At 71.3% G+C, this 17,744-nt stretch carries 14 protein-coding genes; 5 read left to right on the forward strand and 9 right to left on the reverse strand.

Going from position 1 to position 17,744, the window contains the following annotated elements; translation table 11 throughout:
- Nucleotides 1-7: 7 nt before the first annotated feature.
- Both ACQEV1_RS38370 and valS read right to left on the reverse strand, forming a co-directional pair.
- Nucleotides 8-1,213: a serine hydrolase domain-containing protein gene (locus ACQEV1_RS38370; protein WP_433401116.1), complete on the reverse strand. Its 1,206-nt coding sequence runs from the start codon at nt 1,211-1,213 to the stop codon at nt 8-10.
- Between the two features lie 74 nt (nt 1,214-1,287).
- Nucleotides 1,288-3,813, reverse strand: coding sequence for a valine--tRNA ligase (gene valS, locus ACQEV1_RS38375; RefSeq protein ID WP_433401119.1), 2,526 nt, complete (start codon nt 3,811-3,813; stop codon nt 1,288-1,290).
- Nucleotides 3,814-3,920: 107 nt separating this feature from the next.
- On the opposite strand from valS, the gene ACQEV1_RS38380 reads away from it, so the two are divergent.
- On the forward strand, nt 3,921-4,232 hold the full coding sequence (locus tag ACQEV1_RS38380; protein WP_285581644.1) for a DUF4235 domain-containing protein: 312 nt from the start codon (nt 3,921-3,923) through the stop codon (nt 4,230-4,232).
- Between the two features lie 62 nt (nt 4,233-4,294).
- Here the strand turns inward: ACQEV1_RS38380 and ACQEV1_RS38385 are convergent, their stop codons facing one another.
- Together ACQEV1_RS38385 and ACQEV1_RS38390 are read right to left on the reverse strand one after the other, a co-directional pair.
- Entirely contained in the window at nt 4,295-5,107 is an 813-nt protein-coding gene (locus ACQEV1_RS38385) for a hypothetical protein (RefSeq protein ID WP_432705618.1), read from the reverse strand.
- 14 nt (nt 5,108-5,121) lie between these two features.
- The gene (locus tag ACQEV1_RS38390; protein ID WP_252778476.1) at nt 5,122-5,418 is read right to left on the reverse strand and encodes a DUF4193 domain-containing protein; all 297 of its coding nucleotides are present in this window, start codon (nt 5,416-5,418) and stop codon (nt 5,122-5,124) included.
- Nucleotides 5,419-5,751: 333 nt separating this feature from the next.
- Between ACQEV1_RS38390 and ACQEV1_RS38395 the strand changes: the two genes are divergently transcribed.
- The 3 genes from ACQEV1_RS38395 (at nt 5,752) to ACQEV1_RS38405 (ending at nt 11,940) form a co-directional block, all read left to right on the forward strand.
- The gene (locus tag ACQEV1_RS38395; protein WP_285628605.1) at nt 5,752-7,314 is read left to right on the forward strand and encodes a serine/threonine protein kinase; all 1,563 of its coding nucleotides are present in this window, start codon (nt 5,752-5,754) and stop codon (nt 7,312-7,314) included.
- An 18-nt stretch (nt 7,315-7,332) separates the two neighbouring features.
- Complete coding sequence (locus ACQEV1_RS38400; RefSeq protein WP_433401124.1) at nt 7,333-10,119, forward strand: ABC transporter substrate-binding protein; 2,787 nt, start codon at nt 7,333-7,335, stop codon at nt 10,117-10,119.
- A gap of 741 nt (nt 10,120-10,860) precedes the next feature.
- Nucleotides 10,861-11,940, forward strand: coding sequence for a chitinase (locus tag ACQEV1_RS38405; RefSeq protein WP_433401127.1), 1,080 nt, complete (start codon nt 10,861-10,863; stop codon nt 11,938-11,940).
- A 76-nt stretch (nt 11,941-12,016) separates the two neighbouring features.
- On the opposite strand, the gene ACQEV1_RS38410 is transcribed toward ACQEV1_RS38405, so the two are convergent.
- Nucleotides 12,017-13,114 carry a sensor histidine kinase gene (locus ACQEV1_RS38410; protein WP_433401130.1) on the reverse strand — a complete coding sequence of 366 codons (1,098 nt, stop codon included), beginning with the start codon at nt 13,112-13,114 and terminating at the stop codon, nt 12,017-12,019.
- A gap of 29 nt (nt 13,115-13,143) precedes the next feature.
- Nucleotides 13,144-13,797 (reverse strand): response regulator transcription factor, encoded by a 654-nt coding sequence (locus ACQEV1_RS38415; RefSeq protein WP_285628594.1) that lies wholly within the window; start codon nt 13,795-13,797, stop codon nt 13,144-13,146.
- A gap of 161 nt (nt 13,798-13,958) precedes the next feature.
- On the opposite strand from ACQEV1_RS38415, the gene ACQEV1_RS38420 reads away from it, so the two are divergent.
- On the forward strand, nt 13,959-14,129 hold the full coding sequence (locus ACQEV1_RS38420) for a hypothetical protein (protein WP_285581632.1): 171 nt from the start codon (nt 13,959-13,961) through the stop codon (nt 14,127-14,129).
- A 151-nt stretch (nt 14,130-14,280) separates the two neighbouring features.
- On the opposite strand, the gene ACQEV1_RS38425 is transcribed toward ACQEV1_RS38420, so the two are convergent.
- Genes ACQEV1_RS38425 through ACQEV1_RS38435 form a run of 3 tightly spaced genes read right to left on the reverse strand, consistent with a single transcriptional unit; the run spans nt 14,281 to nt 17,318 of the window.
- Nucleotides 14,281-15,126: an inositol monophosphatase family protein gene (locus tag ACQEV1_RS38425; RefSeq protein ID WP_285581629.1), complete on the reverse strand. Its 846-nt coding sequence runs from the start codon at nt 15,124-15,126 to the stop codon at nt 14,281-14,283.
- A complete protein-coding gene (locus ACQEV1_RS38430) occupies nt 15,123-16,118 on the reverse strand; it encodes a ferrochelatase (RefSeq protein ID WP_433401135.1) in 996 nt (331 codons plus the stop codon). The genes ACQEV1_RS38425 and ACQEV1_RS38430 overlap by 4 nt, the downstream gene beginning before the upstream one ends.
- Nucleotides 16,119-16,160: 42 nt before the next feature.
- Nucleotides 16,161-17,318, reverse strand: coding sequence for a lytic transglycosylase domain-containing protein (locus tag ACQEV1_RS38435; protein WP_433401138.1), 1,158 nt, complete (start codon nt 17,316-17,318; stop codon nt 16,161-16,163).
- Nucleotides 17,319-17,744 lie beyond the last annotated feature (426 nt).

Genomic DNA, 17,744 nt, shown 5'->3' on the forward strand with positions numbered 1-17,744 from the left:
CTCGGGCTCAGTCGTCGATGGCCGCGTACGCCGTGGTCCAGAAGTCCTGGAAGACGTTCGGCGGGCGTGGTGAGGTCATCGCGGCCTGGGTGAACAGAACGCCCACGAGCTCCTCGGACGGGTCGGTGCAGGCCGTCGTGCCCAGTCCCCCGGTCCAGCCGAACCGGCCCGGCCTCGTGGCCAGGTCGTCACGGCCGCCGTTGACCGCGAGGCCGAAGCCCCAGCCGCCCGAGCCGAGGAACATCTCGTTGCCCGCCTTCTGCGCCGGCGTGAGGTGGTCGGTGGTCATCAGCTCCACCGCGGACCGGGACAGGATGCGGCCGCCCTCGTACCGGCCCTTGTTCAGCAGCATCCGGCAGAACGTCGCGTAGTCGTCCACGGTCGACAGCAGGCCCGGCCCGCCGCCGCCGGACGGGAAGGCGGGCGGACGGTCCCACGCGCCCTCCCGTACGCCCGGCCGGGGGGCCAGCACGCCCGTCTCCGGGTCGGCCGCGTAGCTCGTCGCCAGCCGGCCGAGCCGCTCGGCGGGGAGGTGGTAGCCGGTGTCGTCCATGCCGAGCGGCGCGAAGACGCGCTCCCGCAGGAACTCCTCCAGCGGCCGGCCGGCGGCGCGCGCGATCAGCACCCCGAGCACGTCGGCCGACGTGTGGTACATCCACGCCGTGCCCGGCTGGTACACGAGCGGCAGCGTGCCGAGCCGCTTGATCCACTCGTCGGGGCCCACCGACGGGCCCTCCGGGCCGTTGTCCACGCCGGTCTCGGCGAGGGCGCGCTGGATCGGGTACGTGCCCGGCGGCACGAAGAACTGCCCGAGCCCGAGCCGGAACGTCATCAGGTCGCGTACGGTGATCGGCCGTTCGGCCGGAACGGTGTCGTCCAGCGGCCCGTCGAAGCGCCGCAGGACGCGGCGGTCGGCCAGCTCCGGCAGCAGGTCGTCGACCGGGTCGTCCAGGCGCAGCCGGCACTCCTCGATCAGGATCAGCCCGGCCACGGCGGTGATCGCCTTGGTCAGTGACGCGATGCGGAAGATCGTGTCGCGGCTCATCGGCGTGTCGCCGCCGACCTCGGTCGTGCCGAGCGCGATCAGATGCGTCTCGCCGCGCCGGTGCACCAGAGCGACCAGTCCGGGCACCTCACCGCGCTCGACCGCGCGCCCGAGCACCTCCCGCATGCGGTCCAGCCCCGTACGGGACAGCCCTGACGAAATACCCATCTCGCTTCCTCCTCATTCCGGCCTTGGCCCGTACAGACCTCCCGGCGGGCCGGAAATCATCGGGATTCGGAGAATCAGCCGGCGGGGGCCAGGGTGACGTCGACGGAGAAGCCCTCCTCCGGTGCCGCCTCCAGGCGCAGGTCCGCGATGCGGCCGGCGGCGCGCAGGTCGGCCTGGGCCAGCTCCCCCACGCCGGCGCCCCGGACCGCGGCGCGTTCGACCTCGGCCCGCATGGAGACCTTCGCCGCGGACTTGGCCCGCCGGACCTGCCGGAGGACGTCGGAGGTGGCGGCCAGCACCGCGGGGTCACCGCCCTGGGGCAGCTCGTCGACGGCGGGCCACAGGGCGCGGTGCACCGAGCCGTCCCGCCACCACGACCAGACCTCCTCGGTGACGAAGGGCAGGATCGGGGCGAACAGCCGGAGCACGACCGACAGGGCGGTGCGCAGCGCCGCGCGGGCCGACGCCGCCGCGGCCGGGTCGCCGCTCTCCTCGCCGTACGCGCGGGCCTTGACGAGCTCCAGGTAGTCGTCGCAGAGGTTCCAGAAGAACCGCTCGGTGCGCTCCAGCGCGCGGGTGTAGTCGTTGGCCTCGAGTGCGGCCGTCGCCTCGCGGACGACCTCGGCGAGGGTGGCGAGCATCGACAGGTCGAGCGGCTCGGTGACCGGCGTGCCGGCCGGGACGTCCCCCAGCCCCAGCACGAACTTGGAGGCGTTGAGGATCTTGATGGCCAGCCGCCGGCCGACCTTGATCTGGCCGGTGTCGAAGGCGGTGTCGGTGCCGAGCCGCCCGCTGGCCGCCCAGTAGCGCACCGCGTCGGAGCCGTTCTGGGTCAGCAGGTCCATCGGCGTGACGACGTTGCCCTTGGACTTGGACATCTTCTTGCGGTCCGGGTCGAGGATCCAGCCGGACAGCGCCGCGCCGGCCCACGGCAGCGAGTCGTGTTCGAGGTGGGCCCGCACGACGGTGGAGAAGAGCCAGGTGCGGATGATGTCGTGCGCCTGGGGCCGCAGGTCGTACGGGAAGACGGCGGCGAACAGGTCGGGGTCGCGCTCCCAGCCGCCGGCGATCTGCGGGGTCAGCGAGGAGGTGGCCCAGGTGTCCATGACGTCCGGGTCGCCGACGAAGCCCTCCGGCTTGCCGCGCTGGTCCTCGGTGTAGCCGGGCGGCACGTCGGAGGACGGGTCGACGGGCAGGGTGTCCTCCGCGGGGATGATCGGCGCGGAGTGGACCGGCTCGCCGTCGGCGTCGACCGGGTACCAGACGGGGATCGGCACCCCGAAGAACCGCTGGCGCGAGATCAGCCAGTCGCCCGCCAGGCCTTCGACCCAGTTGTCGTAGCGGGCCTTCATGTACTGCGGGTACCAGGTCAGCTCGGCGCCGCGGGCCAGCAGCCGCTCGCGCAGCGACGCGTCGCGCCCGCCGTTGCGGATGTACCACTGACGCGTGGTGACGATCTCGAGCGGCTTGGTGCCCTTCTCGTAGAACTTGACCGGCCGGCTGATCGCCCGGGGCTCGCCGTCCAGGTCGCCGGACTCGCGCAGCAGCTCGACCACCCGCTCACGGGCCGAGTGGACCGTCTTGCCCGCCAGTTCGGCGTACGGGCCGGCGGCGACGCCCTCGGGCGGCTCGGGCTGGAGCCGGCCGTTCCAGTCGAGGATCGCCCGGGTCGGCAGGTCGAGCTCGCGCCACCAGGTCACGTCGGTCAGGTCGCCGAAGGTGCAGATCATGGCGATGCCCGAGCCCTTGTCGGGCTCGGCGAGGTGGTGGGCGACGACGGGCACCTCGACGCCGAAGAGCGGGGTGCGCACGGTGGTGCCGACCAGCTCGCGGTAGCGCTCGTCGTCGGGGTGGGCCACCAGCGCGACGCAGGCGGGCAGCAGCTCGGGCCGGGTGGTCTCGATGTGGACCGGGCGGTCGCCGGCGTGGAAGCGGATGCGGTGGAACGCGCCCGGCTGCTCGCGGTCCTCCAGCTCGGCCTGGGCGACCGCGGTGCGGAACGTGACGTCCCACAGGGTCGGCGCCTCGGAGACGTACGCCTCGCCCCGCGCGAGGTTGCGCAGGAAGGCCCGCTGCGCCGTCGCGCGGGCCTCGTCACCGATCGTGGTGTAGAGCAGGGACCAGTCCACCGAGAGCCCGACACGGCGCCAGACGTCCTCGAACGCCTTCTCGTCGATCTCGGTGAGCCGGTTGCACAGCTCGACGAAGTTGCGCCGCGAGACCGGGATCTGCTTTCCGGGCTTGTCCGGCGGCTCGAACGACGGGTCGTACGGCAGCGAGGGGTCGCAGCGGACGCCGAAGTAGTTCTGCACCCGGCGCTCGGTCGGCAGGCCGTTGTCGTCCCAGCCGATCGGGTAGAAGACCGCACGCCCGCGCATGCGCTGGAAGCGCGCGATCGCGTCGGTGTGGGTGTAGGAGAACACGTGACCGACGTGCAGTGAGCCGCTGACCGTCGGCGGCGGGGTGTCGATCGAGTAGATCTCCGCACGCCGCTTCGAGCGGTCGAAGCGGTAGACGCCGCTCTCGTCCCAGAGGGTTGCCCACTTGGCCTCGAGTCCGTCGAGGGTGGGTTTCTCCGGTGGACGCGGCTTTTCTGTCATGCCGCCAATGGTATTGGCCGACCACGGCAGGTCCGACGTCATTATGTTGATCGTCTGTGAGAGGCTCGAAGCCGGCACCGGCCGGTGGAACACTGAGAGGGACGGGTATGGCGGACAAAGGCGATCTGGGCTGGCGGCTGCTGGCCGGCGCGGCGGCTTTCGGCGCGGGCTTCGTGGCGCGGAAGACGATCACGATCGGCTGGAAGCAGATCACCGGCAAGGAGCCGCCGACCAACCCCGAGTCGCCGGAGGTCGCGCTGGCGGAGGCGATCGGGTGGGCCGTCGTCACCGGCGTCGGCATGGAGGTCGCGCGGCTGCTGGCGACGCGCGCCGCGGCCAAGCGCTGGCACAGCAGCACGGGTGAGCTGCCCGCCGCTCTGCGAAGCGCCGCCGACAAGGTCAAGAACGCCGGTTCCTGATCCGGCACGCCGCACCGGACCGTGAGTGCGACGGAAGGCGGGGCCCGCCTGAGCAGGGCGGGTCAGCCGCCGCCCTCGATGGACGGCGGACGGCGGAGCTCCTCGACGTGCTGGCCCCGCAGGTCGTCGCGGACCTTCTCGGCCAGCCGCCTGGTCGCCGCGTTGTTGAGCGCCCCACCCGCGACGGCCCCGGTAAGAAACGGACCCAAAGTCGTGAAGTGACGGCCGAAGGTCCGGAGCAGGCGTTTGCGCAGCCCGGCCTTTGCCGCCACGCCGAGGGCGGCCGTCACGCTGCCCGGCTGCAGGGGGTCGAATCCTCGCTGCCCCGCCCACAGCTGCAGGAAGACCATGCCGCGCGCGGTGCCGCTGCCGGGAACCTGTACGCCGTAGACCTCGTGCAGCTCCGCGATCAGCTTGACCTCGATCGTCCCGACGACCACGGTCTCGGCCAGGATCTGCGCCGGGGCGGTCAGCAGTAGCGGAGGCGCGGTGAACTGGATCGCGGCGAGCGCTCCGCCCGCGGCGCCCACACCGGTCGTGGCGCGCTGCGCCGCGCGTACGAGCGAGTCGGCCAGGGCCTCGCCCCGCAGGCCGTCGTGGTGGCGGCTCAGCGTCTCGAGATCGCGCACGGGGACATGGGGAGCGATCTCCATGAAGGTGTCGGTGAGCCAGCGTCCCCGTCCGACGCCCGCGGCCCCGGCTCGGCGCGCGCTCGCGGCCAGCAGGCGCGCGAAACGTCCGAGCAGGCGGCCGCGGGTCTCGCGGTCCATGTCGTCCTCGGCGGACAACCGGCCGACCAGCTCCGCCATCTCATGGCCGAGCCGGTCGTCTCCGTCCCCCCAGCGGGCGACCTCCCTCTCCGGTTCTTCCGACACCACCGCTCCCGGCCTCAGGCCGCGCACTCACGGCAGATCAACTGGCCGTTCTTCTCCTCGGCCAGTTGGCTGCGGTGGTGCACGAGGAAGCAGCGCGCGCACGTGAACTCATCGGCCTGCCGAGGCAGAACGCGAAGGCTGAGCTCCTCGTTCGAAAGGTCGGCGCCCGGCAGTTCGGTGACCTCACCGGCGTCGAGATCCTCATCGATGACACCGGTGCTCTTGTCAGCCCGGCGGGCCTGCAGCTCCTGCAGGCTGTCCTCGCTGAGGTCGTCGTCGGTCTTACGTGGACTGTCGTAGTCGGTGGCCATCTTCTATCTCCATCCCCCTCGGTCCATAGTTATGCGCCCCGTCGCGCGGGTCTAACGCTTGGGAAGCCCATCTTGTGCCCGATCCGGGCGGGAAATTCTGTCACGGGATTTGCCCTGCTACACGCAAGCCACGTCGCGTCACACGGCGTCTTCCCGCACCCGCGCCGGGGATGTCCGATGTGTCCGACATCACAGCAGCAGGCGGGCGACAAGTCACCTCCTCACAACCATGAACCGGATAAGCACGACGTGCGTCACAGGTAACGCGATATCGTTCCCGCCGGGATAGACCTGGCGGGTGCAAAGAATAAGGGTTGTTGGAGGGGGTCACACATGCCGGATGCCGCTCCCCTGGAGCCGGGCGATCCGACCTCGCTGGGGCAGTACCAAGTCGTCGGAAGGCTCGGAGCGGGTGGCCAGGGGGCCGTCTATCTCGGCCGGTCGCCCTCCGGTGACCATGTCGCGATCAAGCTTCTGCACGAGCAGATGAACGCCGACTCGTCTGCCCGTACGAGGTTCGCTCGCGAGGTCGAATCGGCACAGAAGGTGTCACCCTTCTGTACCGCCCAGGTCCTGGACTCCAATCTCGACGGCCGGCCGCCGTACATCATCAGCGAGTTCATCGACGGCCCTCCGCTGTACGACGTGGTCCTGCAGGAGGGTGCCTTCCGCGGCGCCGCCCTCGAACGCCTCGCGATCGGCACCGCGACCGCGCTCGCCGCGATCCACGAGGCCGGCATCGTCCACCGCGACTTCAAGCCCAACAACGTGCTCCTCGCCTCCGACGGCCCCCGGGTCGTGGACTTCGGCATCGCACGCTCGGTCAACTCCCAGCAGAGCTCCGTCACCGCCACCGGAATGGTGGTCGGGACGCCCGGTTACCTCGCGCCCGAGCAGCTCACGGGCGAGCCTCTGACGGCCGCCGTGGACATCTTCGCCTGGGGCGCCACCATGATGTTCGCCGCGACCGGCCACTCGCCGTTCGAGGCCGAGACCCTGCCGGTGATCATCAACCGGATCCTCAACGAGGAGCCGGACCTCTCCCGCCTCACCGGCACCATGCGCGAGCTGGTCGGCGCGGCGCTGGACAAGAACCCCCGGCGCAGGCCGGCCGCGCACCAGCTCCTGCTGCGCCTCCTCGGTCAGGTCGGCGCGACGCCCGGTCCCTCGGCCGACCGCGCGGACCTGCTGGACAAGGGCACCCAGGTCGCGGCCGAGCTGCCGCCTCCGCCGCCGATCATCCACACGCCACCGCCGCCGCCGATGGTGAACACGCCGCCCCCGATGATGCCGGGGCCGGCGACGCCGAACCCGCCGATGATGATGCCGGGGCCGCAGACTCCGCCGCCGTGGCAGCAGCAGCAGCGGCCGATGCCGCCGCAGTTCACACCCCCGCCGCCACAGCGCAAGAACAAGAACGTCCCGATCTTCATCGGCATCGGCTGCGTGGTGTTCCTGCTGCTCGTCGTGGGCCTGCCGATCGCGCTCGCCGCCGGCTTCCTGTCCAAGACCAAGCACGACCTGTCCACCCTGCCGACCTACAGCCCGTCGCACTACGGCGTGCCCGACACGTACGTCGGCACGTGGAAGGGCACCGGGACCAACACCGACTCCGGCGCGGACAAGCGGCCGTTCAACATCACGATCACGCTGAACTCCGACTCGCGGATCGGCAAGGCCGACTACGGCAACTGCTCCGGTTCGATGTTCGAGGAGCCCGACAGCTCGACCGACACCAAGGTCGTCTTCAGCCAGACCCTGTTCAACCAGTCCGGCGGCACCTGCCCGACGTCCTCATACGTGACGATGACGCTGAACGGCTCCTCCATGAACTGGCAGATCAGCAAGACCGAACTCGGAACCTCGTTCGCGAACGGGACGCTCACCAAGCAGTGACCCGCGGGAGGGACGCCCATGCCGGAGATCGCTCCTCTCCGGGTGAACGACCCTGAGCGGCTCGGCTCCTACCGCCTGACCGGGCGGATCGGAGAGGGCGGTCAGGGGACCGTCTACCTCGCGGAGGACCCGGACGGCGAGCAGGTGGCCGTCAAGCTCCTGCACGCGCAGTTCAGCGGCGATGTGAAGGCGCGGGCCAGGTTCGCCGCGGAACTGGCCAACGCCAAGCGGGTCGCGCCTTTCTGCACGGCGCGCATCATCGACTCCGACGTCGAGGGTGACACCCCGTACCTGGTGAGCGAGTACATCGAGGGCCCGTCGCTGCGCGAGGTCGTGGACGAGCACGGCCCGCGGACGGGCGGCGTGCTGCAGCGGCTGGCGATCGGCACGGCGACCGCGCTCGCGGCCATTCACGAGGCCGGCGTGGTCCACCGCGACTTCAAGCCGACGAACGTCCTGCTCGCGGAGGACGGCCCGCGAGTGATCGACTTCGGCATCGCGCGCGCCCTGGACGCCGGCGGCACGCTGACGAGCACGACCGTGGGCACGCCGTCGTACATGTCGCCCGAGCAGATCGCCGGCGAGGTCGCCGGGCCGCCCACCGACGTGTTCGCCTGGGCCGGCACGATCGTGTACGCCGCGACGGGCAGCCCCCCGTTCGGCCAGGACTCCATTCCGGCCGTGATGAACCGGATCGTCCACCAGGAGCCGGCGCTCGGCATGCTCATGGGCCCGCTGCGCGAGGTCGTGGCATCGTGCCTGGCCAAGGACCCGCGGCGGCGGCCGACCGCCCAGCAGGTGCTGCTCCGGCTGCTCAGCAACGACGGCGTCTCGCTCCCGGGCGCCCACCCGGCGCCCGCCACCGAGGTCCTCAACCAGGGCGCGCAGGTCGCGGCCCAGAACACCGACCCGCCGCCGTGGACACCGCCGGCCGGGCCGTACGCCGCGTACCAGCCCGGCGGGTACCCGCCTGGCCGGGACACGCCGCCGCCGTACGGACCGGGCGCCAACACGCCGCCGCCGTACGGACCGGGTCCGAACACCCCGCCGCCGTACGGATCGGGGGTCAACACGCCGCCGCCGTACGGGCAGAACGCCGACACGCAGCCCGCTGATCGTCCGTCCGGGAGTCATCCCGACCCTGGGGGCGGCCCGCGCCGCCGGACCCGGCCCGGAGTGCTGGCCGGCGCGGCCGCCGCGCTGGTCCTGCTCGCGGCGGCCGGCACGTTCGCGGCGGTCCAGCTCGCCGACGGCGGTCACCGGCCGAACCCCACGCCCACGACGGCCGGGAAGGCCGGCGGAACGTTCCGAATGGCGCTGGCGGCGCCGGAGTACATCGACCCGTCGAACGCCATCACCACGGCCGACTTCTTCGTGGTGGAGAACCTCTACACCGGGCTGAGCCGGATCAGGCCGGACGGCTCGACCGCCCGAGCGCTCGCCACCCAGGTCACCGCCGATCCGACGTGCGAGCAGTGGCGGTTCACCGTCCGCGCCGGCACGACGTTCAGCAACGGCGAGCCCGTCGACGCCGCCGCCTTCGCCCGGAGCTGGAACCGCACCGCCCGCAACAAGACCGGCGGCGAGGGCTACCTGATGGACGACGTCCAGGGCTACGACGACGTGCTCTCGGGCAAGGCACAGACGATGTCGGGCGTCACGGCGAGCGGGAACTCGCTCCAGGTGACGCTGACCAAGCCGGACTGCGACTTCGAGAAGCGGGTCGCGGCCCCGGTCTTCGCCCCGATGCCGTCGGCGGCCGGCGACGCGTCCAACGACGGCTACAACCGGATGCCGGTCGGGAACGGTCCCTTCAAGATCAGCGGCTACACGCCCGGCGCGCGTCTCACCCTCGTACGGAACGACGCGTACGCGTTCACCAAGCCCAGGCTCGACCGGGTCGACGCCACCTTCGTCTCCGACCTCAGCGCGGCGCTGAGCGGCTTCGACGCCGGCCAGTACGACTGGGCGGAACTGCAGTCGGCGTCCATCCCGGCCGCCGTCGCCCGCCACTCCTCCGACGGTGAACTGGTCAAGGGCGCGATCGGCGGCATGACGTTCCTGCTGCCGATCGGCGACAAGGGCGCGATGAAGTCCAAGGAGGCACGCCAGGCGGTGTCGTACGCACTGGACCGCCAGGCGATCGTCGCCACCGCCTACCAGGGGATCTATCCGGTCGCGACCTCGATGGTGCCGCCGGCCATCCCGGGCGCGCTGACCAACGGCTGCACGGCGTGCGTCCACGACCCGGGGAAGGCCAAGACCCTGGCTGAGCAGGCGGGCCTGGGCCCCGGCTCGTCGGTGACGCTGACCCTCGGCGACAGCAGCTCCTACACCCAGCTCGCCGAGCTGGTGCGGCAGCAGCTGGAGTCGGAACTGGGCTGGAAGGTCAAGCTGCGGAAACTCGCGATCAAGAAGTTCTACCAGGACGAGGCGAGCGCCAAGGCCGAGGACCTGTACCCGTTCTCGTGGGTCGCCGACTACCCGTCGGCGGAGAACTTCCTGTACTCGCTGCTGTCGAGCGACTCGATCCAGCGCCGCGACGACGGGTCGGTGGGCGGCAGCAATTACGCGCGCTACACCAGCCCGGCCTTCGACAACGCGATGAAGGCCGCCCGCTCCACGGCCGACGCGGGCCAGCGGGCGAAGCAGCTCCAGGCAGCGGAGAAGATCGCCCTGGACGACATGGCCCTGATCCCGCTGTACTCCCACACGCAGTACCGAGTGGCCAACACGAAGGCGTTCGTGGGCATGACAATGGACTCGATCGGCTACCCGAACCTGACGACCACGGCCCGCAAGTAGCCGGCCTCCGGGGCCCACGACCCGCGGTTGCCGCGTCCCCTGCGAGCCGGGGTACGTGCTGCGGTAGCCGCGTTCGTCCGCCGATCCCCGGCCTCCGGTGCAGACGCCCGCCCCAACGAGATCTGCCCCGGACACGGCCCGTACCACCCCCGAACAAGCCTCTGAAACAAGACGGGGCCCTTTGGTCGCCGCCGGTGCCCCGGACATGCCCCGCCCGCCCCGGGGAGGGCTTCGGCGAAGTTTTCAGGCGTGGGCTCTGGTGGTCGGGGTGGCCATGGTGGGGTGTAGGCGCTGATCGTGTGGTCGAACGCATCACCGTCGACGGCGGTCGGCACCGGCCGTCTGATGGACTTCCCCGCAGGCCTCGCAATGGCCCGACACCCGCAGCGACGGATCGTCCGGCAGGCAGGGCACCGCCGCGACCGAGCGGGCGGCGCCGCCCGGCGCATGCGTGCGGCGGCGCGCTCACCGAACGCTGATTCCCTTCATCCCGATCCCTGGCCGGGCCGGGTTCCGCTGCGGTGCTTCGGCCGCCACGATCCCCGACCGCCATTGTGACCCGGTGCCGCCTCACTGCCGCCGGCGCGGGAGGGAACCCGGCGCGCGGCCAGGCCGCGGGGCCGCCCCCCACTGGGCGTTCGGCTTGACTCACTCGGTCAAGGCGCGATAGGAATCAATAGGAAAGCTTCCTAATAGCTTTTCCGGGGGCCCGTCCATCCCTCTCCCCGCCAGGAGTGTGACGTGAGACGCCTGTTCGCCAAGTCCGCCGCCACCCCCTCCACCACCACCTCGTCCGCCGTCACCCGGTTCGCGCTCTCGCGCAGGTCCCGTCCCCGCGCGGCCTTCGGCAAGGGCGTCGTCGCCAGGCTCGCCGCGATCGCCCTTCCCGCCGGGCTGCTGGCCGGTCTCGCCGTCGCTCCGTCCGCCTCCGCCGCCACGGCCAACTGGCCGTACGTCTCCCCCTACGTCGACATGGGCTCCTGGCCCACGCCCTCCCTCAGCCAGATGTCGCAGGCGTCCGGGATCAAGGGGTTCACCCTCGGCTTCGTGACCGGGGCGGGCTGCAAGGCCAGCTGGTTCAACGCCTATGACCCGCGTACGGCCTGGCAGAAGGACGAGATCGCCGCGCTCCGCTCGGCCGGCGGTGACGTGCGGATCTCCTTCGGCGGCGCGTCCGGGATCGAGCTCGCCCAGGCCTGCTCCAGCGTCGACTCGCTCTACACCGAGTACGCCGCGGTCGTGGACGCGTACGGCGCGAAGTACGCCGACTTCGACATCGAGGGCGCCGCCACGGCCGACCCCGCGTCGATCTCCCGGCGCTCGCAGGCGCTGGCGCGGCTCAAGCAGACCCACCCGAACCTGAAGATCTCCCTCACCCTGCCGGTGCTTCCCGAGGGGCTCACCGCCGATGGCCTCAACCTCGTGACCTCGGCCAAGAACGCCGGAGCCGGTCCCGACGCCGTGAACGTCATGGCGATGGACTACTACCGCAGCGGCACCGACGACGGCGACGCGGCGACGCAGGCCGCCCAGGCCACGCACGACCAGCTCAAGGCGATCTTCACCGGGAAGTCCGACGCGCAGATCTGGGCGATGGTCGGGGTCACGCCGATGCTCGGCAAGAACGACGACGGCAGCGTCTTCGACCAGAACGACGCGCGGCAGCTCGTGTCCTTCGCCAAGCAGCACCACGTCGGCACGCTGGGGTTCTGGGAGGAGACCCGGGACCGTAACGCCTGCAACGGCGCGCTCTACCAGTGCACGAACATCTCTCAGCAGCCGTACGAGTTCTCGAAGATCTTCGCCGCCTACACCGGCTGACCCCGTACTCCCGTGACCGCGTGGTGCCACTCGGGGGGCGTCACGCGGTCACGGGCCCTGAAACCCGAGAACGCCCTCAGGCCTTGGGCAGGCGTACGGTCACGATCAGGCCGCCGCCCTCGCGCGGCGTCGCCACCACCGTGCCACCGTGCGCGGTGGCCACCGAGCGGACGATCGACAGGCCCAGGCCGGCGCCCTTGGACGACTCGATCCGGTCGGTGTTGAGGCGGCGGAACGGCTCGAAGAGGTTCTGCACCTCGTACGCGGGCACCACCGGGCCGGTGTTCTCCACCTGGCAGGTGGCCCAGCCGTCGAGCACGCCGGTGCGGACGACGACCGTGCCGTCGTCGGCGTTGTAGCGGACCGCGTTGTCGATCAGGTTCGAGACGAGGTGCTCGAGCAGGACCGGGTCTCCCACGGTGGGCCCGGAGGTGAGCTCGGTGATGATCTCGACGTCCGGCCGGTCCTCGCGCACGGCCGTCTTCAGCACCATCGTGGCGACGTCGCTCAGGTCGACGGCGGTGCGCGTGGTCAGCTCCCGCTCGCTGCGGGCCAGCAGGAGCAGACCCTCGATCAGCCGCTCGTGCCGCGCGTTGTTGGCGAGCAGCGTACGGCCCACGGTGCGCAGGTCGTCGGAGGCCTCCGGGTCGGTGAGCGCCACCTCGAGCAGGGTGCGGTTGATCGCCAGCGGGGTGCGCAGCTCGTGGGAGGCGTTGCCGACGAAACGGCGTTGCGCGTCGAACGCCTCGTTGAGACGCTCCAGCATCGCGTCGAAGGTGTCGGCCAGCTCCTTGATCTCGTCTTCGGGGCCCTCCAGGGCGATGCGCTCGTGCAGGGTGCTCTCGGACAGCTTGCGCGCGGTCGCGGTGACCTGCTGCAGCGGGGCGAGCGCCCGGTCCGCCACGAACCAGCCGAGTGCCAGCGCGATGAGCCCCACGCCGATCAGCGCGAACGCGGACTGCGTGATGAGCCGGTGCTGGGCGTTGTCGATGAAGCTCTGCCGGATCGCCTGCTGCTCCTGCTGGGAGATGCCGAACGGGTCGTTGGTGCGGACCTCGATCGGCAGCCCTTCCAGGATGTTGGTCACCAGCACGTACGCGACCGTCAGCAGCAGGAACCCGGCGGCGAAGAACAGGCCGCCGTAGAGCAACGTCAGCCGGAGACGCACCGTCATCCGGCGGGTCACGGCGTTCGGCGAGGGGCTCAAAGGCGGTACCCCGCGCCGGGCACGGTCTCGATGACCTGCGGATCACCGAGTTTCTTGCGAAGCGTCATCATCGTCACCCGTACGACATTGGTGAACGGATCGATGTTCTCGTCCCAGGCCTTCTCCAGCAGGTGCTCGGCGCTGACCACGCTCCCCTGCCCGCGCATCAGCACCTCCAGGACGGCGAACTCCTTGGGCGTCAGGTCGATCGGCCGCCCCCCGCGGGTGACCACGCGACGCGCCGGATCGAGGCGTACGTCCGCGCGTTCGAGCACGGGCGGCAGCGGCGGCGCGGAGCGGCGGCCGAGGGCGCGGATGCGGGCGATCAGCTCCGCGAACGCGAACGGCTTCGCCAGGTAGTCGTCGGCGCCGATGGTGAGCCCCTCGACCTTGTCGTCGAGCTCCCCGGCGGCGGTGAGCATGAGCACGCGCGCGCTGGCGCCGTCGGCCACGAGGCGCCGGCACACCTCGTCGCCGTGCACCCGCGGCAGGTCGCGGTCGAGCACGACCACGTCGTAGTCGTTGACACTGGTCCGCTCCAGCGCGGCGGCGCCGTCGTACGCGACGTCCACGGCCATCGCCTCACGCCTCAGCCCGGTGGCGATGGTGTCCGCGAGCACGCGTTCGTCCTCGACGACCAGGACTCTCACCTGTATCCACCCCCTTGGACAGCCGCGCGCTGGAGGCGGCGGTATCTGTTATGTCACACCCGGCGTAAGTGTCCGATAAGCATGCCCAGGGTATTCGCAGGTTTAGCGGCGACCGCGACGTGGGTAGACCGCTCTTCACCTCTTTTTTGAAGGGAGACCGTGTGGGCGAGTTGTCGACGACGATCCACCAGCGTCTGAACGACGCGTACGAGTCGCTACGAGCGGCCCACGACACCGGCGACGATCTTCTGGTCGAGGCCCAGCGCGCCGAGATCGACGATCTTCACCGCACCGCCGCCAGCCACGGCATCGACGTTCCGCGCTGCGCCTGAGGCACCGCGAAGGGCGAGACGGAGACAGTCACGGCGAACGGTCATCCAACGACGGTCCCGCAGTGAAGGGACGCCGTCGGGCGTACTGATCGACGAACAGGAGCGGCCCCGCGTGATCGCGGGGCCGCTCTCGTCGTGATCCGCGCCCGGCTCAGTCGCGCTCGGGCGCCAGCGGGACGAGCAGGTCGTGCAGTGCCTCGTACAGGCCGGGCCCGGCCGAGAGGGTCAGCTCCACGCTCGCGGGCCGGCCGTTCAGGCCGCCGATGGCGCCGCCCGCCTCCCGTACGATCAGCCCGCCGGCGGCGATGTCCCACTCGTGCGGGCCGCGTTCGAAGTAGCCGTCGACGCGCCCGGCGGCCACCGAGCACAGGTCGACGGCGGCCGAGCCGGCCCGCCGGATGTCGCGTACGCGTGGCAGCACGCCGAGCATCACCTCGGCCTGGTGGGCGCGACGCTGCGCGGAGTAGCCGAAGCCGGTCGCGATGAGCGCGCGTTCCAGCGGCACCCCCGCGTTGCACTGGAGCTTCTCGGTCGAGCCGTCGCGGCGGACGAGGTAGGCGCCCTCACCACGCGCCGCGGTGTAGAGCTCGCCGCGCGTCGGTACGGCGACGACCCCGGCCACGACCTCGCCGTCGACCTCGGCCGCGATGCTCACCGCCCAGTCGGGCAGGCCGTACAGGTAGTTGACGGTGCCGTCGATCGGATCGATGATCCAGCGCACGCCGCTGGCGCCGTCCTTGGCGCCGCCCTCCTCGCCGAGGAAGGCGTCGGCGGGACGCGAGGCGCGGATCCGGTCGATGATGAGCCGCTCGGCCGCCTGGTCCATCTCGGTGACCACGTCGGTCGGACTCGACTTGGTGTGCGCGACGCGGAGGTCGGCCGGGCGCTTGTCGATGAGCATGGTGCCCGCGGCGCCGGCCGTGGTGATCGCGAGTTCGAGCAGGTCGTGCACGTCTCCCCCTGATGGCCCGTCGTACGTGTTCGTCCGCGTGGTCACGCCGGCCTGCGGCAGCAGGTCTCGGCGCAGGTGTCCGGACGGGGTCCCAGCGTCCCAAGCGCCGGGCGTTCGGCGCCGTCGCGTTCGAGGAGGAGCTCGCGGACCATCGCGACGAACCGCGGATGGGTGCCGGCGGTGGCGGCCCGCTCGATCCGCAGCCCGATGCGCTCGGCCAGCTCGGCGGCCTCGACGTCGAGGTCGAACTTGACCTCCATGTGGTCGGAGACGAAGCCGATGGGCACGATCACCGCGGCGCGCGTGCCGCCGGCGCGGAGCTTCTCCAGGTGGTCGCCGACGTCGGGTTCGAGCCAGGGCACGGTGGGCGGCCCGCTGCGGCTCTGGTACACCAACGCCCACGGCCGGTCGGCCGCGACCGAGGCCGCGACGAGGGCGGACACGTCGTTCAGCTCCTCGACGTAGGCCTCCCGGCCGGGCTGGGCCATCGGGACGCTGTGGGCGGTGAAGACCAGGGACACCTCGTCGCGCAGGTCCTCGGGGATCCGCTCGTACGCGGCGCGGGCGTTCTCGATCACCGGCTCGACGAAGCCGGGGTGGTTGAAGTAGATCCGCAGCTTGTCGATCTCGGGCGCGCCCTCGACCTCGGCCCGGGCCCGCTCGATGTCCTCCAGGTACTGCCGGCAGCAGGAGTAACCGCTGTAGGCGGAGGTGACGAACGCGGCCGCCCGCCGTACGCCGTCGGCCTTCATCTCGCGCAGCGTGTCGGCGAGGAACGGCCGCCAGTTGCGGTTGCCCCAGTAGACCGGCACGTCGAGCCCATGGCCGGTGAGGTCGGCCTCGATCGCGGCCTTCAGGTCGCGGCACTGCTGGTTGATCGGGCTGACGCCGCCGAAGTGGTGGTAGTGCTCGGCCACGGCCTCCAGCCGCGCGCGCGGCACGCCACGGCCACGCGTGACGTTCTCCAGGAACGGCATCACCTCGTCCGGCCCCTCGGGACCGCCGAAGGACAGCAGGAGCAACGCGTCGTAGGCCATGTCTCCATCAAACCAGCCGCGCGCGCGTACCCGCTCCGGGGCTCACGAGAAACGACGCGCGTAGGAGTGGGCGAGGGACAGGACCGCGTTCACGTACGCCTGCGAGTGGTTGTAGGCCCAGATCGCCTTGGACAGCGAGCCGCGCCCGGCGCCGCTCGCGCACAGGTACTTGGCGGCCGCGGGCACGGCGTCGAAGGGGTCCATGATGTCGGCCTTGCCGTCACCGTCGCCGTCCACGCCGTACGAGCGCCAGGTGGCCGGCATGAACTGCATGGGCCCGAGCGCTCCGGCGCTGGAGGGCCCGACGTTGCGCCCGTGGTCGCTCTCGATCTGGCCGATGGCCGCGAGCACGGTCCACGACAGGCCCGGGCAGGTGCCCGCGGCCTGCTGGTACAGCTGCAGGTAGCTGGTCGGGCGGCCGCTCTTCTTGCTCGCCTTCGGCTGGTACTGCTTCTCGTGCAGGTTGATGATCTGACTCTGCGCGCCGACCGCACGCCGCAACCCGGACTGCAGCGTGTCGAGGTCGGCACCGGGCGCGTTGACGAGCAACCCGATGTCGGGAACCAGGCCGATCCTGCGCCCGGCCGTCCGCCCGACGAGCACGTTGATGCCGGGCAGGCCGAGCGACCCGGCCCCGCCCATCGTCGCCATGAGCTGGGTGCGGCCCTGGATCGCGTACTGCATGCCGGAGCGGAGCCCGAGCTGCCGCTGCACGTCGTCGGAGACGACGAACTGGTCACGGCCCAGCGCGGTCCACAGCGCGTCGTCGATGGCGGTGTCGAGCGGTGTCCAGGCACGGAAACGAGCCGGGTCGACGGCGAACATGTTGGCCTGGCCGCCCTGCAGACGTATCGCGCCGGCGTCGACGGTGATGACGTCGCGTACGTGCGCGAGCTTGGACACTTTGGCCAACTGCCGCTTGCTCACGGGCTGCCCGGAGATGATGAGGAAGTCCGGCGGGACGACGTGCTTGAGCGCGGACGGCTGCTCGGACGCGGGCACGACGGTGGTGGGACGCGCCGCCGCCGCGGGCGTGCGTCCCGGCGTGGCCCGGCCGGTTTCGGACTGGCCGGTTCTGGGCTGAGAGGTCACGACGTACGCCGCGCCGCCGGCGACGGTGCCGGTCGCCGCCACGGCGATGGCCGCGACCGCGGCCGGGAGCCCCCGAAGCGCCAAGTGTCTGCGTGCGAAACGTCTCATCGACCATCCCAACGAATCTGCCCGGACGCTAGTTACCCACAATTCGGCCGGTCCCGGCCAGACCCCCGGGTGTTATCCACAGCGGGCCCTGCGGGCCTTCCGCCAGAGGGCCGCGACACTTGACAATGGAAGTGGGCTGGAGCCCCCGTGGCGGGCGGGGACCATCTCGGGCGGGGACCATCTCGGGCGGGGACCATCTCGGGCGGGGACCATCTCGGGCGGGGACCATCTCGGGCGGGGACCATCTCGGGCGGGGACCATCTCGGGCGGGGACCATCTCGGGCGGGGACCATCTCGGGCGGGGACCATCTCGGGCGGGGACCATCTCGGGCGGGGACCATCTCGGGCGGGGACCATCTCGGGCGGGGACCATCTCGGGCGGGGACCATCTCGGGCGGGGACCATCTCGGGCGGGGACCATCTCGG

The organism is Actinoallomurus sp. CA-142502, from assembly GCF_050936355.1.
Lineage (GTDB): Bacteria > Actinomycetota > Actinomycetes > Streptosporangiales > Streptosporangiaceae > Actinoallomurus > Actinoallomurus iriomotensis.